At 57.3% G+C, this 14904-nt stretch carries 9 protein-coding genes; 1 reads left to right on the plus strand and 8 read right to left on the minus strand.

The window, feature by feature from the left end:
* Window positions 1-115: 115 nt before the first annotated feature.
* Genes fusA through rpsL form a run of 3 tightly spaced genes read right to left on the minus strand, consistent with a single transcriptional unit; the run spans window position 116 to window position 3109 of the window.
* Entirely contained in the window at window positions 116-2233 is a 2118-nt protein-coding gene (gene fusA, locus AC2TCY_RS17620; RefSeq protein WP_480849330.1) for an elongation factor G, read from the minus strand.
* Window positions 2234-2251: 18 nt separating this feature from the next.
* Complete coding sequence (gene rpsG / locus AC2TCY_RS17625; RefSeq protein WP_008756926.1) at window positions 2252-2722, minus strand: 30S ribosomal protein S7; 471 nt, start codon at window positions 2720-2722, stop codon at window positions 2252-2254.
* Window positions 2723-2737: 15 nt separating this feature from the next.
* The gene (rpsL, locus tag AC2TCY_RS17630) at window positions 2738-3109 is read right to left on the minus strand and encodes a 30S ribosomal protein S12 (RefSeq protein WP_005621086.1); all 372 of its coding nucleotides are present in this window, start codon (window positions 3107-3109) and stop codon (window positions 2738-2740) included.
* Between the two features lie 396 nt (window positions 3110-3505).
* Here rpsL and AC2TCY_RS17635 point away from each other — a divergent pair, with 396 nt between their 5' ends.
* Complete coding sequence (locus AC2TCY_RS17635; RefSeq protein WP_480849332.1) at window positions 3506-4312, plus strand: putative rhamnosyl transferase; 807 nt, start codon at window positions 3506-3508, stop codon at window positions 4310-4312.
* Here the strand turns inward: AC2TCY_RS17635 and AC2TCY_RS17640 are convergent.
* The 5 genes from AC2TCY_RS17640 to rpoB form a co-directional block, all read right to left on the minus strand.
* Window positions 4297-5166, minus strand: a complete 870-nt coding sequence (locus tag AC2TCY_RS17640; protein WP_480849636.1) for a DMT family transporter — start codon at window positions 5164-5166, stop codon at window positions 4297-4299. The two genes, AC2TCY_RS17635 and AC2TCY_RS17640, sit on opposite strands and share 16 nt — an antisense overlap.
* A gap of 114 nt (window positions 5167-5280) precedes the next feature.
* A complete protein-coding gene (locus AC2TCY_RS17645; RefSeq protein ID WP_480849333.1) occupies window positions 5281-5736 on the minus strand; it encodes a macro domain-containing protein in 456 nt (151 codons plus the stop codon).
* Window positions 5717-6205, minus strand: coding sequence for a riboflavin biosynthesis intermediates N-glycosidase (ybiA, locus tag AC2TCY_RS17650; protein ID WP_480849334.1), 489 nt, complete (start codon window positions 6203-6205; stop codon window positions 5717-5719). Before ybiA ends, AC2TCY_RS17645 begins: the two co-directional genes overlap by 20 nt.
* A 119-nt stretch (window positions 6206-6324) precedes the next feature.
* Entirely contained in the window at window positions 6325-10566 is a 4242-nt protein-coding gene (gene rpoC / locus AC2TCY_RS17655) for a DNA-directed RNA polymerase subunit beta' (protein WP_480849336.1), read from the minus strand.
* A gap of 50 nt (window positions 10567-10616) precedes the next feature.
* Window positions 10617-14753: a DNA-directed RNA polymerase subunit beta gene (gene rpoB / locus AC2TCY_RS17660; RefSeq protein ID WP_480849337.1), complete on the minus strand. Its 4137-nt coding sequence runs from the start codon at window positions 14751-14753 to the stop codon at window positions 10617-10619.
* Window positions 14754-14904 lie beyond the last annotated feature (151 nt).

The following is a 14904-nucleotide window of genomic DNA, read 5'->3' on the forward strand; positions in this document are numbered from 1 at the left end:
CAATCGTGCCGATGTTGACGTGCGGTTTTGTACGCTCAAACTTTTCCTTTGCCATGATGGCCTCCTTTTTCGGTAATGAAGGGAGCCCGTTACCCGAGCTCCCTCAAATCTTCGCTTATGCGTATTTCGCCTGGATCTCGTCCGAGATGTTCTGCGGAACCGGATCGTAGTGGTCGAACTGCATGGTGAACTGGGCACGGCCCGACGACATCGAACGCAGAGTGTTGATGTAGCCAAACATGTTCGCCAGCGGAACGAACGCGTCGATCGCGATCGCGTTGCCGCGCGGCTCTTGTCCAGATACCTGGCCCCGACGCGAGGTCAGGTCGCCGATGATACCGCCGGTGTATTCTTCCGGGGTGATCACTTCGACCTTCATGATCGGTTCCAGCAGCTTCGCGCCAGCTTTGCGCATGCCTTCACGCATACACATCCGCGATGCGATTTCGAACGCCAGAACGCTCGAGTCAACGTCGTGGAACTTACCGTCCAGCAGGGCAACCTTGAAGTCGATCACAGGGAAGCCAGCCAGCGGGCCGCTATCCATGACCGAGTTGATGCCTTTTTCAACACCCGGGATGTATTCCTTCGGAACGGCACCACCAACGATGCGGCTTTCGAACGAATAGCCTTCGCCCGCTTCGGTCGGCTGGATCTCCAGCTTGACTTCCGCGAACTGACCCGACCCACCCGACTGTTTCTTGTGGGTGTAGGTGTGCTCGACCGGCATCGAGATGGTTTCGCGATAGGCCACCTGCGGTGCACCGATGTTCGCCTCGACTTTGAACTCGCGCTTCAGACGGTCCACCAGGATGTCCAGATGAAGTTCGCCCATGCCCTTCATGATGGTCTGACCAGATTCCAGGTCGGTTTCCACGCGGAAGGACGGGTCTTCGGCGGCCAAACGGGCCAGACCCTGAGACATCTTCTCTTGGTCGCCCTTGGTCTTGGGCTCAACCGCGATCTCGATCACCGGATCGGGGAAGGTCATGGTTTCCAGAACCACCGGGTCTTTCGCATCACACAAGGTGTCACCGGTCGTCGTGTCTTTCAGACCCGCCAGCGCGATGATGTCGCCTGCAAACGCTTCTTCGATCTCTTCCCGGTTGTTCGAGTGCATCATCATCATACGACCGATGCGCTCTTTTTTACCTTTGGTCGAGTTCAGGATCGAGTCACCCTTGTTCATGGTGCCCGAGTAGATCCGAGTGAAGGTCAGCGAGCCAACAAAGGGGTCGTTCATGATTTTGAACGCCAGACCCGAGAAGGCCATGTTGTCGTCCGCACGACGTGCGATGTCACGAACTTCTTCTTCGTCGCCGGGTTTGAAGCCCATGTAATCGACAACGTCCAGCGGGCTGGGCAGATAGTCGATCACAGCGTTGAGCAGCGGTTGAACGCCTTTGTTCTTGAACGCCGAACCACCCAGAACCGGAACGAACGCGATTTCCAGAGTACCTTTGCGCAGCAGGGCGCGCAGGGTCGGAACGTCGGGCTCATTGCCTTCCAGGTATTCCATCATCGCGTCGTCGTCCATTTCGACGGCCGCTTCGATCATTTTACCGCGCCATTCGTCAGCCATGTCTTTCAGGCTGTCACGGATCGGAGCTTTGACCCAGCTTGCGCCCAGATCTTCGCCCTGCCACAGCCATTCTTCCATGGTGACCAGGTCAACCAGGCCTTCCAGCTCGGTCTCTGCGCCGATCGGGATACCAACCGGAACAGCACGTGCACCGGTGCGGTCTTCGATCATGCGAACGCAGTTGAAGAAGTCGGCGCCGATCTTGTCCATCTTGTTGACGAACACCATACGCGGAACCTTGTAGCGGTCAGCCTGACGCCACACGGTTTCGGTCTGGGGCTCAACACCAGCGTTTGCGTCCAGAACGCAGACTGCACCGTCGAGAACCGCCAGCGAACGTTCGACTTCGATCGTGAAGTCAACGTGGCCGGGGGTGTCGATGATGTTCAGGCGGTGCTTGGGCGAGTCAGCAGTCTGACCGTCCTCGGTGCGTTCCCAGAAAGTGGTGGTCGCAGCCGAAGTGATGGTGATGCCGCGTTCCTGCTCCTGCTCCATCCAGTCCATGGTGGCTGCACCGTCGTGCACCTCACCAATGTTGTGGGATTTGCCAGTGTAATACAGGATGCGCTCCGAGCAGGTGGTTTTACCTGCATCGATGTGCGCCATGATACCGAAGTTACGGTAGTGATTGAGTGTATATTCGCGTGCCATTTTGATAAGCCTCTGGAATTACCAACGGTAATGGCTGAAGGCTTTGTTCGCCTCGGCCATCTTGTGGGTGTCTTCGCGCTTTTTCACGGCAGTACCGCGGGACTGTACGGCGTCCAGCAGTTCGCCGGCAAGGCGTTCTTCCATGGTGTTTTCGTTGCGGCCGCGTGCAGCAGTGATCAGCCAGCGGATGGCCAGTGCTTCACGGCGCTCGGGGCGCACTTCGACCGGAACCTGATAGGTTGCACCACCAACCCGGCGCGAGCGAACCTCGACCGACGGTTTGATGTTGTCGAGTGCTTCGTGGAACACTTCGACAGGAGCGCGTTTGATCTTGCCTTCAACGCGGTCAAAGGCGTTGTAGACGATGCGCTCTGCGACCGACTTCTTGCCGTCGATCATCAGGTTGTTCATGAATTTGGTCAGTACCTTGTCGCCAAATTTGGCGTCAGGCAGGACTTCGCGTTTTTCGGCGGCGTGACGACGTGACATATCAGCCTCTCCTTCTTACTTGGGACGCTTCGCGCCGTATTTCGAACGACGTTGCTTACGGTCTTTGACGCCCTGGGTATCCAGAACACCACGCAGGATGTGGTAACGGACACCGGGAAGGTCTTTTACACGGCCGCCACGGATCAGAACAACCGAGTGTTCCTGCAGGTTGTGGCTTTCACCGGGGATGTACGAGATGACCTCGAACCCGTTGGTCAGGCGCACTTTGGCAACCTTACGCATAGCCGAGTTCGGCTTTTTCGGTGTGGTTGTGTAAACACGTGTGCAGACACCGCGTTTCTGCGGGCACTGCTCCAGGTGCATGGACTTCGAGCGTTTTACTTTCGGCTGCCGCGGCTTGCGGATCAGCTGTTGGATCGTTGGCATTCCGGTTATATCCCCGTTTTGCAACACACATGACATGCACGCGCGATGCGTGCGGTTAAATTCGCTGCACTCATGCGTCCACAAGCGCAAAACCCGCGAACGTTCCCATTCCGAGGTGAACGTCGCGGTTTGTTATCAGAGGGCGCGAACGGCAAAATTGTCCGGGCCTTGACCAGTTCATTACTGGAATCGGTTGCGGGGCGGCCCCCGGCACCGAGATGACGCGCGTATAGGGGGAGTCGGCCTGACTGTCAACAGCACGCCAGGCTTGGGTATCGTCAGGCTGGATCGCGTTGGGTTATAAAAGCCGGTTACGCACATTCAAGACCCTTGATCGGTTGCGGGGCGGGTAGCACGCGGGCATAGTCTGATGGTGCCAAAATCCAGGGATGAACTATGCAAGTCATCGGTCTGTGCCGCTTTTCCTATCCAGCCATTGGCGGTTTTCAAATCGAACACGACACGATCGATGATCGTCGGGACTATCTTTATGCCCCCAAGCGCCTAGACGAACGGTTCCGCTTGTTCGAAGCCATCACCTTGCCCGGGCTGCGGGCGCAAACGGATGAAGATTTCGATTTTGTCATCGTGATTGGGGATTGCCTGCCCAAAGATGCGTCCGACAAGTTGCGTGATCTGACCGCAGAAATAAAGCAAGTCCGCATCATCGCGCAGCCTCCCGATGAGCATCGCAAGGTCATGAAGCGTATCTTGAACCGCGCACGCTCCAGTCCAGAGAAACCGTGCATTCAATTCCGGTTGGATGACGACGACGCAGTCGCCGTGGATTTCGTTGAAAGGCTACGGCACGCGGCACGCGATTGCACGGGGCTTATTCAGGCCAATCACACCGTCGCCATCGATTTCAGTTGTGGATATCTGGCGGAGTTAAGGGCGGACGGCATTCATGCTATGCACCTCTATCGTGGCCTGATTTCGGCTGGTTTGGGGATGTATGTCGGCGCAGGATGCGATTTGACGATCATGAACTTTGCGCATCAGCGCATGGGCCGCTTCATGCCCGTTGTCAGCTATCCGGATGCACCGATGTGGATCCGATCTCTGAACGGGTTCAACGATTCCCCAAACGCGCGCAAAGGCAAACTTAAATTGGAACCTTTGGACGAAGATCATAAGGGCACGTTTGCAAATCGCTTTGGCGTGCAAGCGGATGCCGTGCCACAGGTTTACTCCGACGCCTGAACGGCGCGTTCCCGGAACAGGGTGAATAAGCCCGCCCCGACGACCAAGGTCGCGCCAATCATCGTCACCTTGTCTGGCCAATCACCAAAAACCAGCCAACCCAAACCCAGCGCCCAAAGCAAACTGGAGTAACGAAACGGCGCAACGAACCCAACCTCTCCTACCCTCATAACCAAGACGCTGAAGACGTATCCCATCAGAACGAAAATCGCCGCCGAAGCCACGAGGCTTCCAGTTACAAGAGGAACTGGCGCCCAACCCTCGAACGCCGAAACTACGGCCGCTGTTACGGTTATCGACAGCGATGTCGCCAGAGTGACCACCATCGAGGGAACGTCCGCAGACATGCGACGGGTGATCAGATCTCGGGCGGTGACGGACATCATGGCGATCAACGCATAGATCGCATAGAGGCTGAACCCGTCCGGGCCGGGTCTGACGATTAGCAACATACCCGCAAAACCCATTCCTATCGCCACCATTCGCCGCCAGCCTATGCTCTCCTGGAAAAAAAGCGCCGCGCCCAGAGTTACCGTCAGGGGCAAGGCCTGCAGTACCGCCGTCACATTCGCCAACGGCATGTTCTTCAGAGCGGTCAGGAAAAAGAATGTGGCCGACAGCTCGGTCAGGCAACGAAGTATAACCAGCCATTTATCATGTCTCGAAAAGCTCAGATGCAGGGTGCCCAGGTGTCGCGCCAGCAAATACACGAGGATCGTTGCCAGAACTCCACGCATGGCGATCAGTTGAAATAGCGGCAAGTCCTGCAACGCCGATTTCACCAGTGTATCATTGACGGTAAAAGCCGCCATGCTGCCCATCATCAGCAGCGCGCCTTTGACATTTGGAGTCATACTGGTGGAATCCGCCATTCAAATTTCCGGCTCATTGGCCGAAAACCGAAGCGGGTTGTCAACTGGCATCGTCCAGCGGTCTGCAATTTCGGATACTTACCAGTCGCAAGCGTGTCAAAATGAAAACTCGACCAGCGTGTGAGGCAGACCAGACAGAGCCTTTTCTATTCGCGGCGCAATCTCGGACCAATCGCCGCCTGCGAGGCCGGCGCCAATCAGTGGATACCCGATACGCGCGGTTGAGAAACAGCGCGCAATTTCGTCGAAACATCCTGAGATGGCTTCGTAATCGGCCTTTCTACCCCGCCCTCTCCAATCAAATTGAGTGTAGGCGTTCACGATCACGAAACTGGCCGCCTCTCGGTTAACAGAGGCCGTTGAAATGGTGCCAAGTTTTGATCTGACCCCATATTCGGTCAGTTTATCAGCCTCGTAGGCTTCCGGGAAATCTGCAGCAATGGTTTTTGCTATTCCCGCGCCCATCATGTGAAAGCAATTGCAGCCGTGGACGATGACGTCGAACTCACCATCCAAGGCCAGCTGAATAAGATCACCCTTTACCTTTTTCATCGCATTCTTCTCCCTCCAGCCGCAGCTCGTCCCGTACTTGCATCAATATCTTACCAAGCGTGTTCAACCCCTGCCCGTCTGGGCCACACCCCCAGTAGGAATCCATTGGTGCGTTTTCCACGATCTGTGCATAACCGGTTGATTGCAGAAGCTGCCTGAGATGTTCATGCGTCCTGAATTTGACCTGCACCGCATCCAGCATGATCTGGTCTTTCACTTCTTCCCAATCTTCCCGGAGCGGTACTTTCCGCGTCATGCCAAGCGCTTTGGCATCTTTTGGCCTGCTACACGCTCTGATGCGTTCACGGTAAACTACGTCTCGAAACTTCTGGGCCTGAAAGAAGTGTTCTACCGTGCGCCACCACTGGTCGTCGATGGCCACGCCATAAGCCGCAAAGTTTGAAAACTCCGCATATGGATCGGATTGAGCATAAAAGTAGATGACGGGATCAATATCGTTTTCAGCCATGTGGTACTAGCACCGGAAAACCCTGGAAACGCAATATCCGGTTCGCAGGCTGAACGTTATGCAGCAAAAGAAAAGGCCCCGCGAAATCGCAGGGCCTGATCTTTGCAATGTACAGTCGCTTACTCGCGGCTTTCCGGTGTTTCTACCAGAACGTCCAGCTCGTCTCCGACCATATCGTCGTCGATCATCGGAGCAGCCAGAGCAGCGGCCGCTTCGGCCTCTTCCCGACGGGCTTCGATAACCACATTGTCGCGTGATTGGGCGATGTGGCGGACACTTTGAGTGGCCCCACCGGTACCGGCCGGGATCAAGCGACCAACGATGACGTTCTCTTTCAGGCCAACTAGCTTGTCCTTTTTGCCCTGAACCGAAGCTTCAGTCAGAACACGCGTGGTTTCCTGGAACGACGCCGCCGAGATGAACGAACGTGTCTGCAGCGAGGCCTTAGTGATACCCAGCAGGATCGGTTCGCCCTGAGCCGGACGGCCACCACGCGAGATCGTCTTCTCGTTGGCTGCGTCAAACTCCTGCTTGTCGACATGCTCGCCTTTCAGCAGGGTGGTGTCACCTGAATCCAGGATCTCCCACTTCTGCAGCATCTGGCGCACGATAACCTCGATGTGCTTGTCGTTGATCTTCACGCCCTGCAGACGGTAGACGTCCTGCACTTCGTCGATCATGTAGTTTGCCAATGCCTCGACACCCATGATGGACAGGATGTCATGCGGTGCAGGATTGCCGTCCATGATGTAATCACCCTTCTGAACGAAGTCACCTTCCACGACGGGAATGTGCTTGCCCTTGGGCACCATGTACTCGATCGTTTCCATCGACTCGTCAGCTGGTTCGATGCTGATGCGGCGCTTGTTCTTGTAGTCGCGGCCAAAGCGCACGTAACCATCGGCTTCTGCGATGATCGCGTGATCTTTCGGACGGCGGGCTTCGAACAGTTCGGCCACACGCGGCAGACCACCGGTGATGTCCTTGGTTTTGGCGCCTTCACGCGGGATACGCGCGACAACGTCACCGGCTTCGATGGTCTGGCCATCTTCAACCGACAGGATCGCATCCACCGACATCGGATAGTGAACCGGGTTGCCCGCATCGTTGCGGACCGGCTCGCCATCTTCGCCAACCAGAATGATCTCGGGCTTCAGGTCGCTGCCTTTGGGGGCGGCGCGCCAGTCAACCACGATCTTCTGGGTCATGCCGGTTGCTTCGTCGGTCTCATCACGAACCGCGAGGCCCGAAACAAGGTCAACGTATTTAGCGGTACCGGCTTTCTCGGCGATGATCGGCAGGGTGTAGGGGTCCCATTCGAACAGCTTGTCGCCACGCGCCACCTTGGTGCCATCCTTGACGAATAGCTTGGAACCGTAACCCAGCTTGTGGCTGGCACGTTCCTCACCGTGCTCATCGTTGATCACCAGCTTCATATTCCGGCCCATGACCAGGCTTTCACCTGCGGCATTGACCAGTATCTGCGGGTTCTCGAACGAAACAACGCCGTCCTGGCTGGCTTCCTGGAACGACTGTTGACCACCCTGGGCAACACCACCGATGTGGAAGGTCCGCATTGTCAGCTGTGTTCCGGGTTCACCGATCGACTGAGCGGCGATGATGCCGACAGCCTCACCCGTGTTGACCATGGTACCGCGCGCAAGGTCACGACCGTAGCAGGTGGCACAGACGCCTTCCTCAGACTCACAGGTCAGGGGCGAACGGATGCGCATCGACGCAACAGCGGCCTCATCAATAGTGTCCGCCATGCGCTCGTCAATCAGCTGACCAGCGGCAACGATCACTTCATCCGTTCCCGGACGCAGAACATCGTCGGCAGCTACACGACCCAGCACACGTTCGGCCAACGATGCAACAACCTCGCCATCGTTAACGGCTGCTTCTGCAGTGATCGCGCGCTCGGTTCCGCAGTCAATATCGCGAACGATGCAGTCCTGCGCCACGTCCACCAGACGACGGGTCAGATAACCCGAGTTCGCCGTCTTCAGAGCGGTATCCGACAGACCCTTACGGGCGCCGTGGGTCGAGTTGAAGTATTCAAGAACGGTCAGACCTTCCTTGAAGTTCGAGATGATCGGCGTTTCGATGATGTCGCCATTCGGCTTCGCCATCAGGCCGCGCATCCCGCCCAGCTGCTTCATCTGCGTGACCGAGCCACGCGCACCCGAGTGGGCCATCATGTAGACCGAGTTCGGTTCCTGTTCAGACCCGTCCGCTGCCCGATCCGAAGACGAGATCGTGCCCATCATCGCGTCGGTGACGCGGTCGTTACACTTCGACCAGGCATCAACGACCTTGTTGTACTTCTCGCCCTGAGTGATCAGGCCGTCCATGTACTGCTGTTCAAAGTCCTTCACCTGACTGCGGGTTTCGTCCACGATGCCCCACTTGTCATCCGGGATCACCATATCGTCCTTGCCGAAGGAAATACCGGCTTTGAACGCCTCTTTGAAACCCATCGACATGATCTGGTCACAGAAGATCACCGACTCTTTCTGACCGCAGTAACGGTAGACGGTGTCGATCACCTGCTGCACTTCTTTCTTCCGCAGCAGACGGTTGACCAGCTCGAACGGAGCTTTGTTATTCATAGGCAGCAAGGCACCCAGACGCAGACGGCCTGGGGTGGTCTCGAAACGCTTCTGAACTTCATTGCCTTCGTCGTCGATCTGCGCGATCCGCGCAGTGATCTTGGTGTGCAAGTGCACTTCGCCGGAATCCAACGCGTGCTGAACTTCGTCGATCGAACCAAACACCTTGCCTTCGCCCGGCATGCCTTCACGTTCCAGGGTCACGTAGTACAGACCCAGGATCATGTCCTGAGACGGAACGATGATCGGCGCGCCGTTTGCAGGCGACAGAACGTTGTTCGTCGACATCATCAGAACACGCGCTTCCAGCTGCGCCTCAAGGCTCAGCGGGACGTGAACGGCCATCTGGTCCCCGTCGAAGTCAGCGTTGAAGGCCGAACAGACCAGCGGGTGCAGCTGGATGGCTTTACCTTCGATCAGAACCGGCTCGAACGCCTGAATGCCAAGACGGTGCAGCGTCGGCGCACGGTTCAGCATGACAGGGTGTTCGCGGATCACCTCGTCGAGGATATCCCACACTTCGGGACGCTCTTTCTCGACCAGTTTCTTCGCCTGTTTCACGGTCGAAGACAGACCCTTGGCTTCAAGGCGCGAGTAGATAAACGGCTTGAACAGCTCCAGCGCCATCTTCTTGGGCAGACCACACTGGTGTAGCTTCAACTCCGGACCGGTCACGATGACCGAACGGCCCGAGAAGTCGACGCGTTTACCCAAAAGGTTCTGACGGAAGCGGCCCTGCTTACCTTTCAGCATGTCCGACAGCGATTTCAGCGGACGCTTGTTGGCGCCGGTGATCACGCGGCCACGGCGGCCATTGTCGAACAGAGCATCCACGGATTCCTGCAGCATCCGCTTTTCGTTGCGGACGATGATGTCAGGCGCGCGCAGTTCGATCAGACGCTTCAGACGGTTGTTCCGGTTGATGACGCGGCGATAGAGATCGTTCAGATCCGAAGTCGCGAAACGGCCGCCATCCAGCGGAACCAGCGGACGCAGTTCCGGCGGGATGACCGGGATCACGGTCATCACCATCCACTCGGGCCGGTTGCCCGACTCGAGGAAGGATTCAACAACCTTCAGGCGCTTGATGATCTTCTTGGGCTTCAGTTCGCCGGTCGCTTCGGCCAGATCAGCGCGCAATTGCTCGGCTTCGGCTTCCAAGTCGATCTGGGCCAGCATCTCACGGATGGCTTCGGCACCGATATTCGCTGTGAACGCGTCCATGCCGTAGGCATCCTGAGCGTCCATGTACTCTTCTTCGGTCAGCATCTGGCCATAGGTCAGGTCAGTCAGACCGGGCTCGATAACGACATAGTTTTCAAAGTACAGAACACGTTCCAGATCGCGCAGCGTCATGTCCAGCATCAGACCGATGCGGGACGGCAGCGATTTCAGGAACCAGATGTGTGCGACGGGCGCGGCCAGTTCGATGTGACCCATACGCTCGCGGCGGACTTTCTGCAGGGTGACTTCCACACCACATTTCTCGCAGACAACGCCGCGATATTTCATCCGTTTATATTTGCCGCACAGGCATTCGTAATCTTTGATCGGGCCAAAGATACGCGCGCAGAACAGACCGTCACGTTCAGGCTTGAACGTCCGGTAGTTGATGGTTTCGGGTTTCTTGATCTCGCCATAGGACCAAGACAGAATCCGCTCGGGCGACGCCAGCGAGACCTTGATCTCGTCAAAGACCTTCGGGGGCGTCAGCGGGTTGAACGGGTTGTTGGTGATTTCCTGGTTCATTTGTTACCTCAAATCTTGCGGAAGGGGGGACGGGAGAAAGGGCAGCGCCCTTACTCCTCAACCTCCGCATCCAGGAGTTCCATATTCAGGCCGAGGCCACGGACTTCTTTCACCAGAACGTTGAACGATTCCGGTACGCCCGCTTCAAAGTTATCCTCGCCCTTGACGATCGACTCATAGACCTTGGTCCGGCCGGCGACGTCATCCGATTTCACGGTGAGCATCTCCTGCAGGGTGTAGGCGGCGCCGTAAGCTTCCAGAGCCCAGACTTCCATCTCACCAAAGCGCTGACCACCGAACTGCGCCTTACCACCCAGCGGCTGCTGGGTAACAAGGCTGTAGGGCCCGGTCGAACGCGCGTGGATTTTGTCGTCCACCAGGTGGTGCAGTTTCAGCAGGTACTTGATGCCCACGGTCACCGGACGCGCGAATTGCTCACCGGTACGACCGTCGAACAGAACCGACTGACCGCTTTCCGAGAAACCCGCACGCACCAGCGCGTCGTTGACGTCGGCCTCTTTGGCACCGTCAAAAACCGGGGTCGCGATCGGAACACCGCGGGTCACATTGCCCGCAGCCTCGATCAGGTGATCCTCGTCCATGCCAACAATGCCTTCTTCATAGACATTCTCGCCATAGGCCAGCTTCATCGCTTCGCGAACCGGGGTCAGGTCGCCGGAACGGCGGTATTCGCCAAGTGCGTCGTCGATGTTCAGACCCAGACCGCGCGCGGCCCAACCCATGTGGGTTTCAAGAATCTGACCAACGTTCATACGCGAAGGCACGCCCAGCGGGTTCAGACAGAAGTCAACCGGAGTACCATCGGCCAGGAACGGCATGTCTTCCATCGGAACAACCTTGGAGATCACACCCTTGTTCCCGTGACGACCGGCCATCTTGTCGCCCGGCTGAAGCTTACGCTTCACGGCGATGAAGACTTTGACCATCTTCATCACACCCGGCGGCAGGTCGTCGCCACGACGGACCTTCTCGACCTTGTCTTCGAAACGAGCGTCCAGAGCGCGCTTTTGCACTTCGTACTGCTCGTTCAGAGCTTCGACGATCTGGGCGTCCTGCTCGTCTTCCAGCGCCAGCTGCCACCACTGACCACGGGTCAGCATGTCCAGCAGTTCCTCGGTGATCACCGAGCCCGGCTTGACGCCTTTTGGGCCTTTGACAGCGGTTTTCCCAAGGATCAGGCCCTGCAGACGCGCATAGATGTTGCGGTCAAGGATGGCCAACTCGTCGTCCCGGTCACGGGCCAGACGTTCGACTTCCTCACGCTCGATCTGCAGCGCACGCTCGTCTTTCTCGACACCGTGACGGTTAAAGACGCGGACTTCCACGACCGTACCGTAATCGCCCGGCTTCACGCGCAGCGAGGTGTCACGCACGTCAGATGCTTTTTCACCAAAGATGGCGCGCAGCAGCTTTTCTTCCGGGGTCATCGGGCTTTCGCCCTTCGGAGTGATCTTGCCGACCAGAATATCGCCCGGTTCAACATCCGCGCCGATGTAAACGATGCCCGCCTCGTCGAGGTTGCGCAGCGCTTCTTCACCGACGTTTGGAATGTCGCGGGTGATCTCTTCCGGACCCAGTTTCGTGTCACGAGCGGCGACTTCGAATTCCTCGATATGGACCGAGGTAAAGACGTCATCACGCGCAATACGTTCCGAGATCAGGATCGAGTCTTCGTAGTTGTAGCCGTTCCACGGCATAAACGCGACGACCACGTTCTTACCCAGAGCCAGCTCACCGATATCGGTGGACGGACCATCGGCAATCACTTCGCCTTTGCCAACCGTGTCACCCACTTTGACTAGCGGACGCTGGTTGATGCAGGTGTTCTGGTTCGAACGCTGGAACTTGCGAAGACGATAGATGTCAACGCCAGCGTCGCCCAGTTCCAGATCTTCGGTGGCGCGGATAACGATACGCTGGGCATCGACCTGGTCGATGATACCGGCGCGTTTCGCCTGAATCGCAGCACCCGAGTCGATCGCAACTTTTTCCTCGATCCCGGTGCCGACCAGCGGCGCCTCGGCCCGCAGCAGCGGAACCGCCTGACGTTGCATGTTCGAGCCCATCAGAGCGCGGTTGGCGTCGTCATTTTCGAGGAACGGGATCAGCGAAGCAGCGACCGAAACCAACTGCTTCGGGCTCACGTCGATCAGGTCCACATTCTCGCGCGGGGCGAGAGTGTAGTCGCCCGACTGACGGGTCGAAACCAGATCGTTGATGAACTTGCCATCCGCATCCAGTGTCGCGTTCGCCTGCGCCACGGTGTGACGCATTTCCTCGGTCGCGGACATGTAGTGAACCTCATCGGTCACCTCAGCGTCTTTGACGACGCGGTAAGGTGTTTCGATGAAGCCATACTTGTTCACGCGGGCAAAGGTGGCCAGCGAGTTGATCAGACCGATGTTCGGACCTTCCGGCGTTTCGATCGGGCACATCCGACCATAGTGGGTCGGGTGCACGTCGCGAACCTCAAAGCCCGCACGCTCACGTGTCAGACCACCGGGGCCAAGCGCCGAGAGGCGGCGTTTGTGGGTGACTTCCGACAGCGGGTTGGTCTGGTCCATGAACTGCGACAGCTGCGACGAGCCGAAGAATTCGCGGACAGCAGCGGCGGCAGGTTTCGCGTTGATCAGGTCCTGCGGCATGACGGTGTCAATCTCGACCGACGACATACGCTCTTTGATCGCGCGCTCCATGCGCAGCAGACCGACGCGGTACTGGTTTTCCATCAGTTCGCCGACCGAACGCACACGACGGTTGCCGAGGTGGTCGATATCGTCGATGTCACCTTTGCCGTCACGTAGTTCAACCAGCGCCTTGATGCAGGCCACGATGTCTTCGCGGTCCAGCGTGCGCTGTGTGTCTGGCTTTTCCAGCGCCAGACGCATGTTCATTTTCACGCGACCAACGGCAGACAGGTCATAGCGCTCGCTGTCGAAGAACAGCGTGTCGAACAAGGCCGAGGCCGCTTCGACGGTGGGCGGCTCACCCGGACGCATGACGCGGTAGATGTCCATCAGCGCGCTTTCACGGCCCATGTTCTTGTCTGCGGCCATTGTGTTGCGCATGTAGGGGCCGACATTTATGTTGTCGATGTCCAGAACCGGGATGTCGGTGACGCCGGCATCTATCAGTTCTTTCGCAGTACCGCCGATCAGCTCACCGTCTTTGTCGTATTCCAGCGTCAACTCATCACCTGCCTCGACGTAGATCGCACCGGTTTCTTCGTTGATGATGTCCTTGGCGACAAATTTGCCAACGATGTGATCGAAGGGAACCAATAGGTTTGTAACGCTGCCTTCATCGATCAGTTTCTTGACCGCGCGCGGGGTGACTTTCTTGCCCGCTTCGGCAATCACTTCACCGGATTTCGCGTCAACAAGATCATAGGTTGGACGAGTGCCACGAACACGTTCCGGGAAGAACGGCGCGATCCAGCCCTTCTTCTTGTCCAGCTTGTAGGACACGGTGTTGTAATACGCGTCCATGATCGCTTCCTGATCCAAACCCAGCGCATACAGCAGGGTTGTCACAGGCAGTTTACGGCGACGGTCGATACGGGCGAATACTATGTCCTTGGCGTCGAACTCAAAGTCCAGCCAGCTGCCGCGATACGGGATGATGCGGCAGGCAAACAGCAGCTTGCCCGAGGAATGGGTCTTGCCCTTATCGTGGTCAAAGAACACACCGGGCGATCGGTGCATCTGGGACACGATCACACGCTCGGTGCCGTTCACGATGAAGGTACCGTTCGGTGTCATCAGGGGCATGTCGCCCATGAACACGTCCTGTTCCTTGATGTCCTTGACCGACTTGGCGCCAGTGTCCTCATCGACATCAAACACGATCAGGCGCAGAGTGACCTTCAGCGGCGCGCTGTAGGTCATGTCGCGCTGCATGCACTCTTCGACGTCATATTTGGGTTTTTCCAGATCGTATTTCACGAACTCCAGAACGGAGGTTTCGTTGAAATCCTTGATCGGGAAGACCGACTGGAACACGCCTTTGATGCCTTCGCCGTCAGTCGGCACGTCAGCATCGCCGGAGCGCAGGAATAGATCATAAGAAGATTTCTGTACCTCAATGAGGTTCGGCATCTCCAGCACTTCGCGGATTTTGCCGTAGTATTTCCGAAGACGTTTCTGGCCAAGGAACGATTGAGCCATGTCAGATGTCACCTTTCGATGTTCTCAGCGGGCAAAGACACCGTCGGGCCCCGGCGCCTTGCACATTAGAGACGACACGTCCGGATCAATTCGTGGCCACCGTCCCGAATGGCGACCTCCCGATCCGCGAACCGCGTCTTAGAAAACGCCC

Source organism: Ruegeria sp. HKCCD7181 (genome assembly GCF_057221055.1).

What these genes read in the sequence shown, in the direction of transcription:
- fusA (WP_480849330.1), bottom strand. Translation starts at nt 2,233, where the DNA reads ATGGCACGCGAATATACACTCAATCACTACCGTAACTTCGGTATCATG.
- rpsG (WP_008756926.1), bottom strand. Translation starts at nt 2,722, where the DNA reads ATGTCACGTCGTCACGCCGCCGAAAAACGCGAAGTCCTGCCTGACGCC.
- rpsL (WP_005621086.1), bottom strand. Translation starts at nt 3,109, where the DNA reads ATGCCAACGATCCAACAGCTGATCCGCAAGCCGCGGCAGCCGAAAGTA.
- AC2TCY_RS17635 (WP_480849332.1), top strand. Translation starts at nt 3,506, where the DNA reads ATGCAAGTCATCGGTCTGTGCCGCTTTTCCTATCCAGCCATTGGCGGT.
- AC2TCY_RS17640 (WP_480849636.1), bottom strand. Translation starts at nt 5,166, where the DNA reads ATGACTCCAAATGTCAAAGGCGCGCTGCTGATGATGGGCAGCATGGCG.
- AC2TCY_RS17645 (WP_480849333.1), bottom strand. Translation starts at nt 5,736, where the DNA reads ATGAAAAAGGTAAAGGGTGATCTTATTCAGCTGGCCTTGGATGGTGAG.
- ybiA (WP_480849334.1), bottom strand. Translation starts at nt 6,205, where the DNA reads ATGGCTGAAAACGATATTGATCCCGTCATCTACTTTTATGCTCAATCC.
- rpoC (WP_480849336.1), bottom strand. Translation starts at nt 10,566, where the DNA reads ATGAACCAGGAAATCACCAACAACCCGTTCAACCCGCTGACGCCCCCG.
- rpoB (WP_480849337.1), bottom strand. Translation starts at nt 14,753, where the DNA reads ATGGCTCAATCGTTCCTTGGCCAGAAACGTCTTCGGAAATACTACGGC.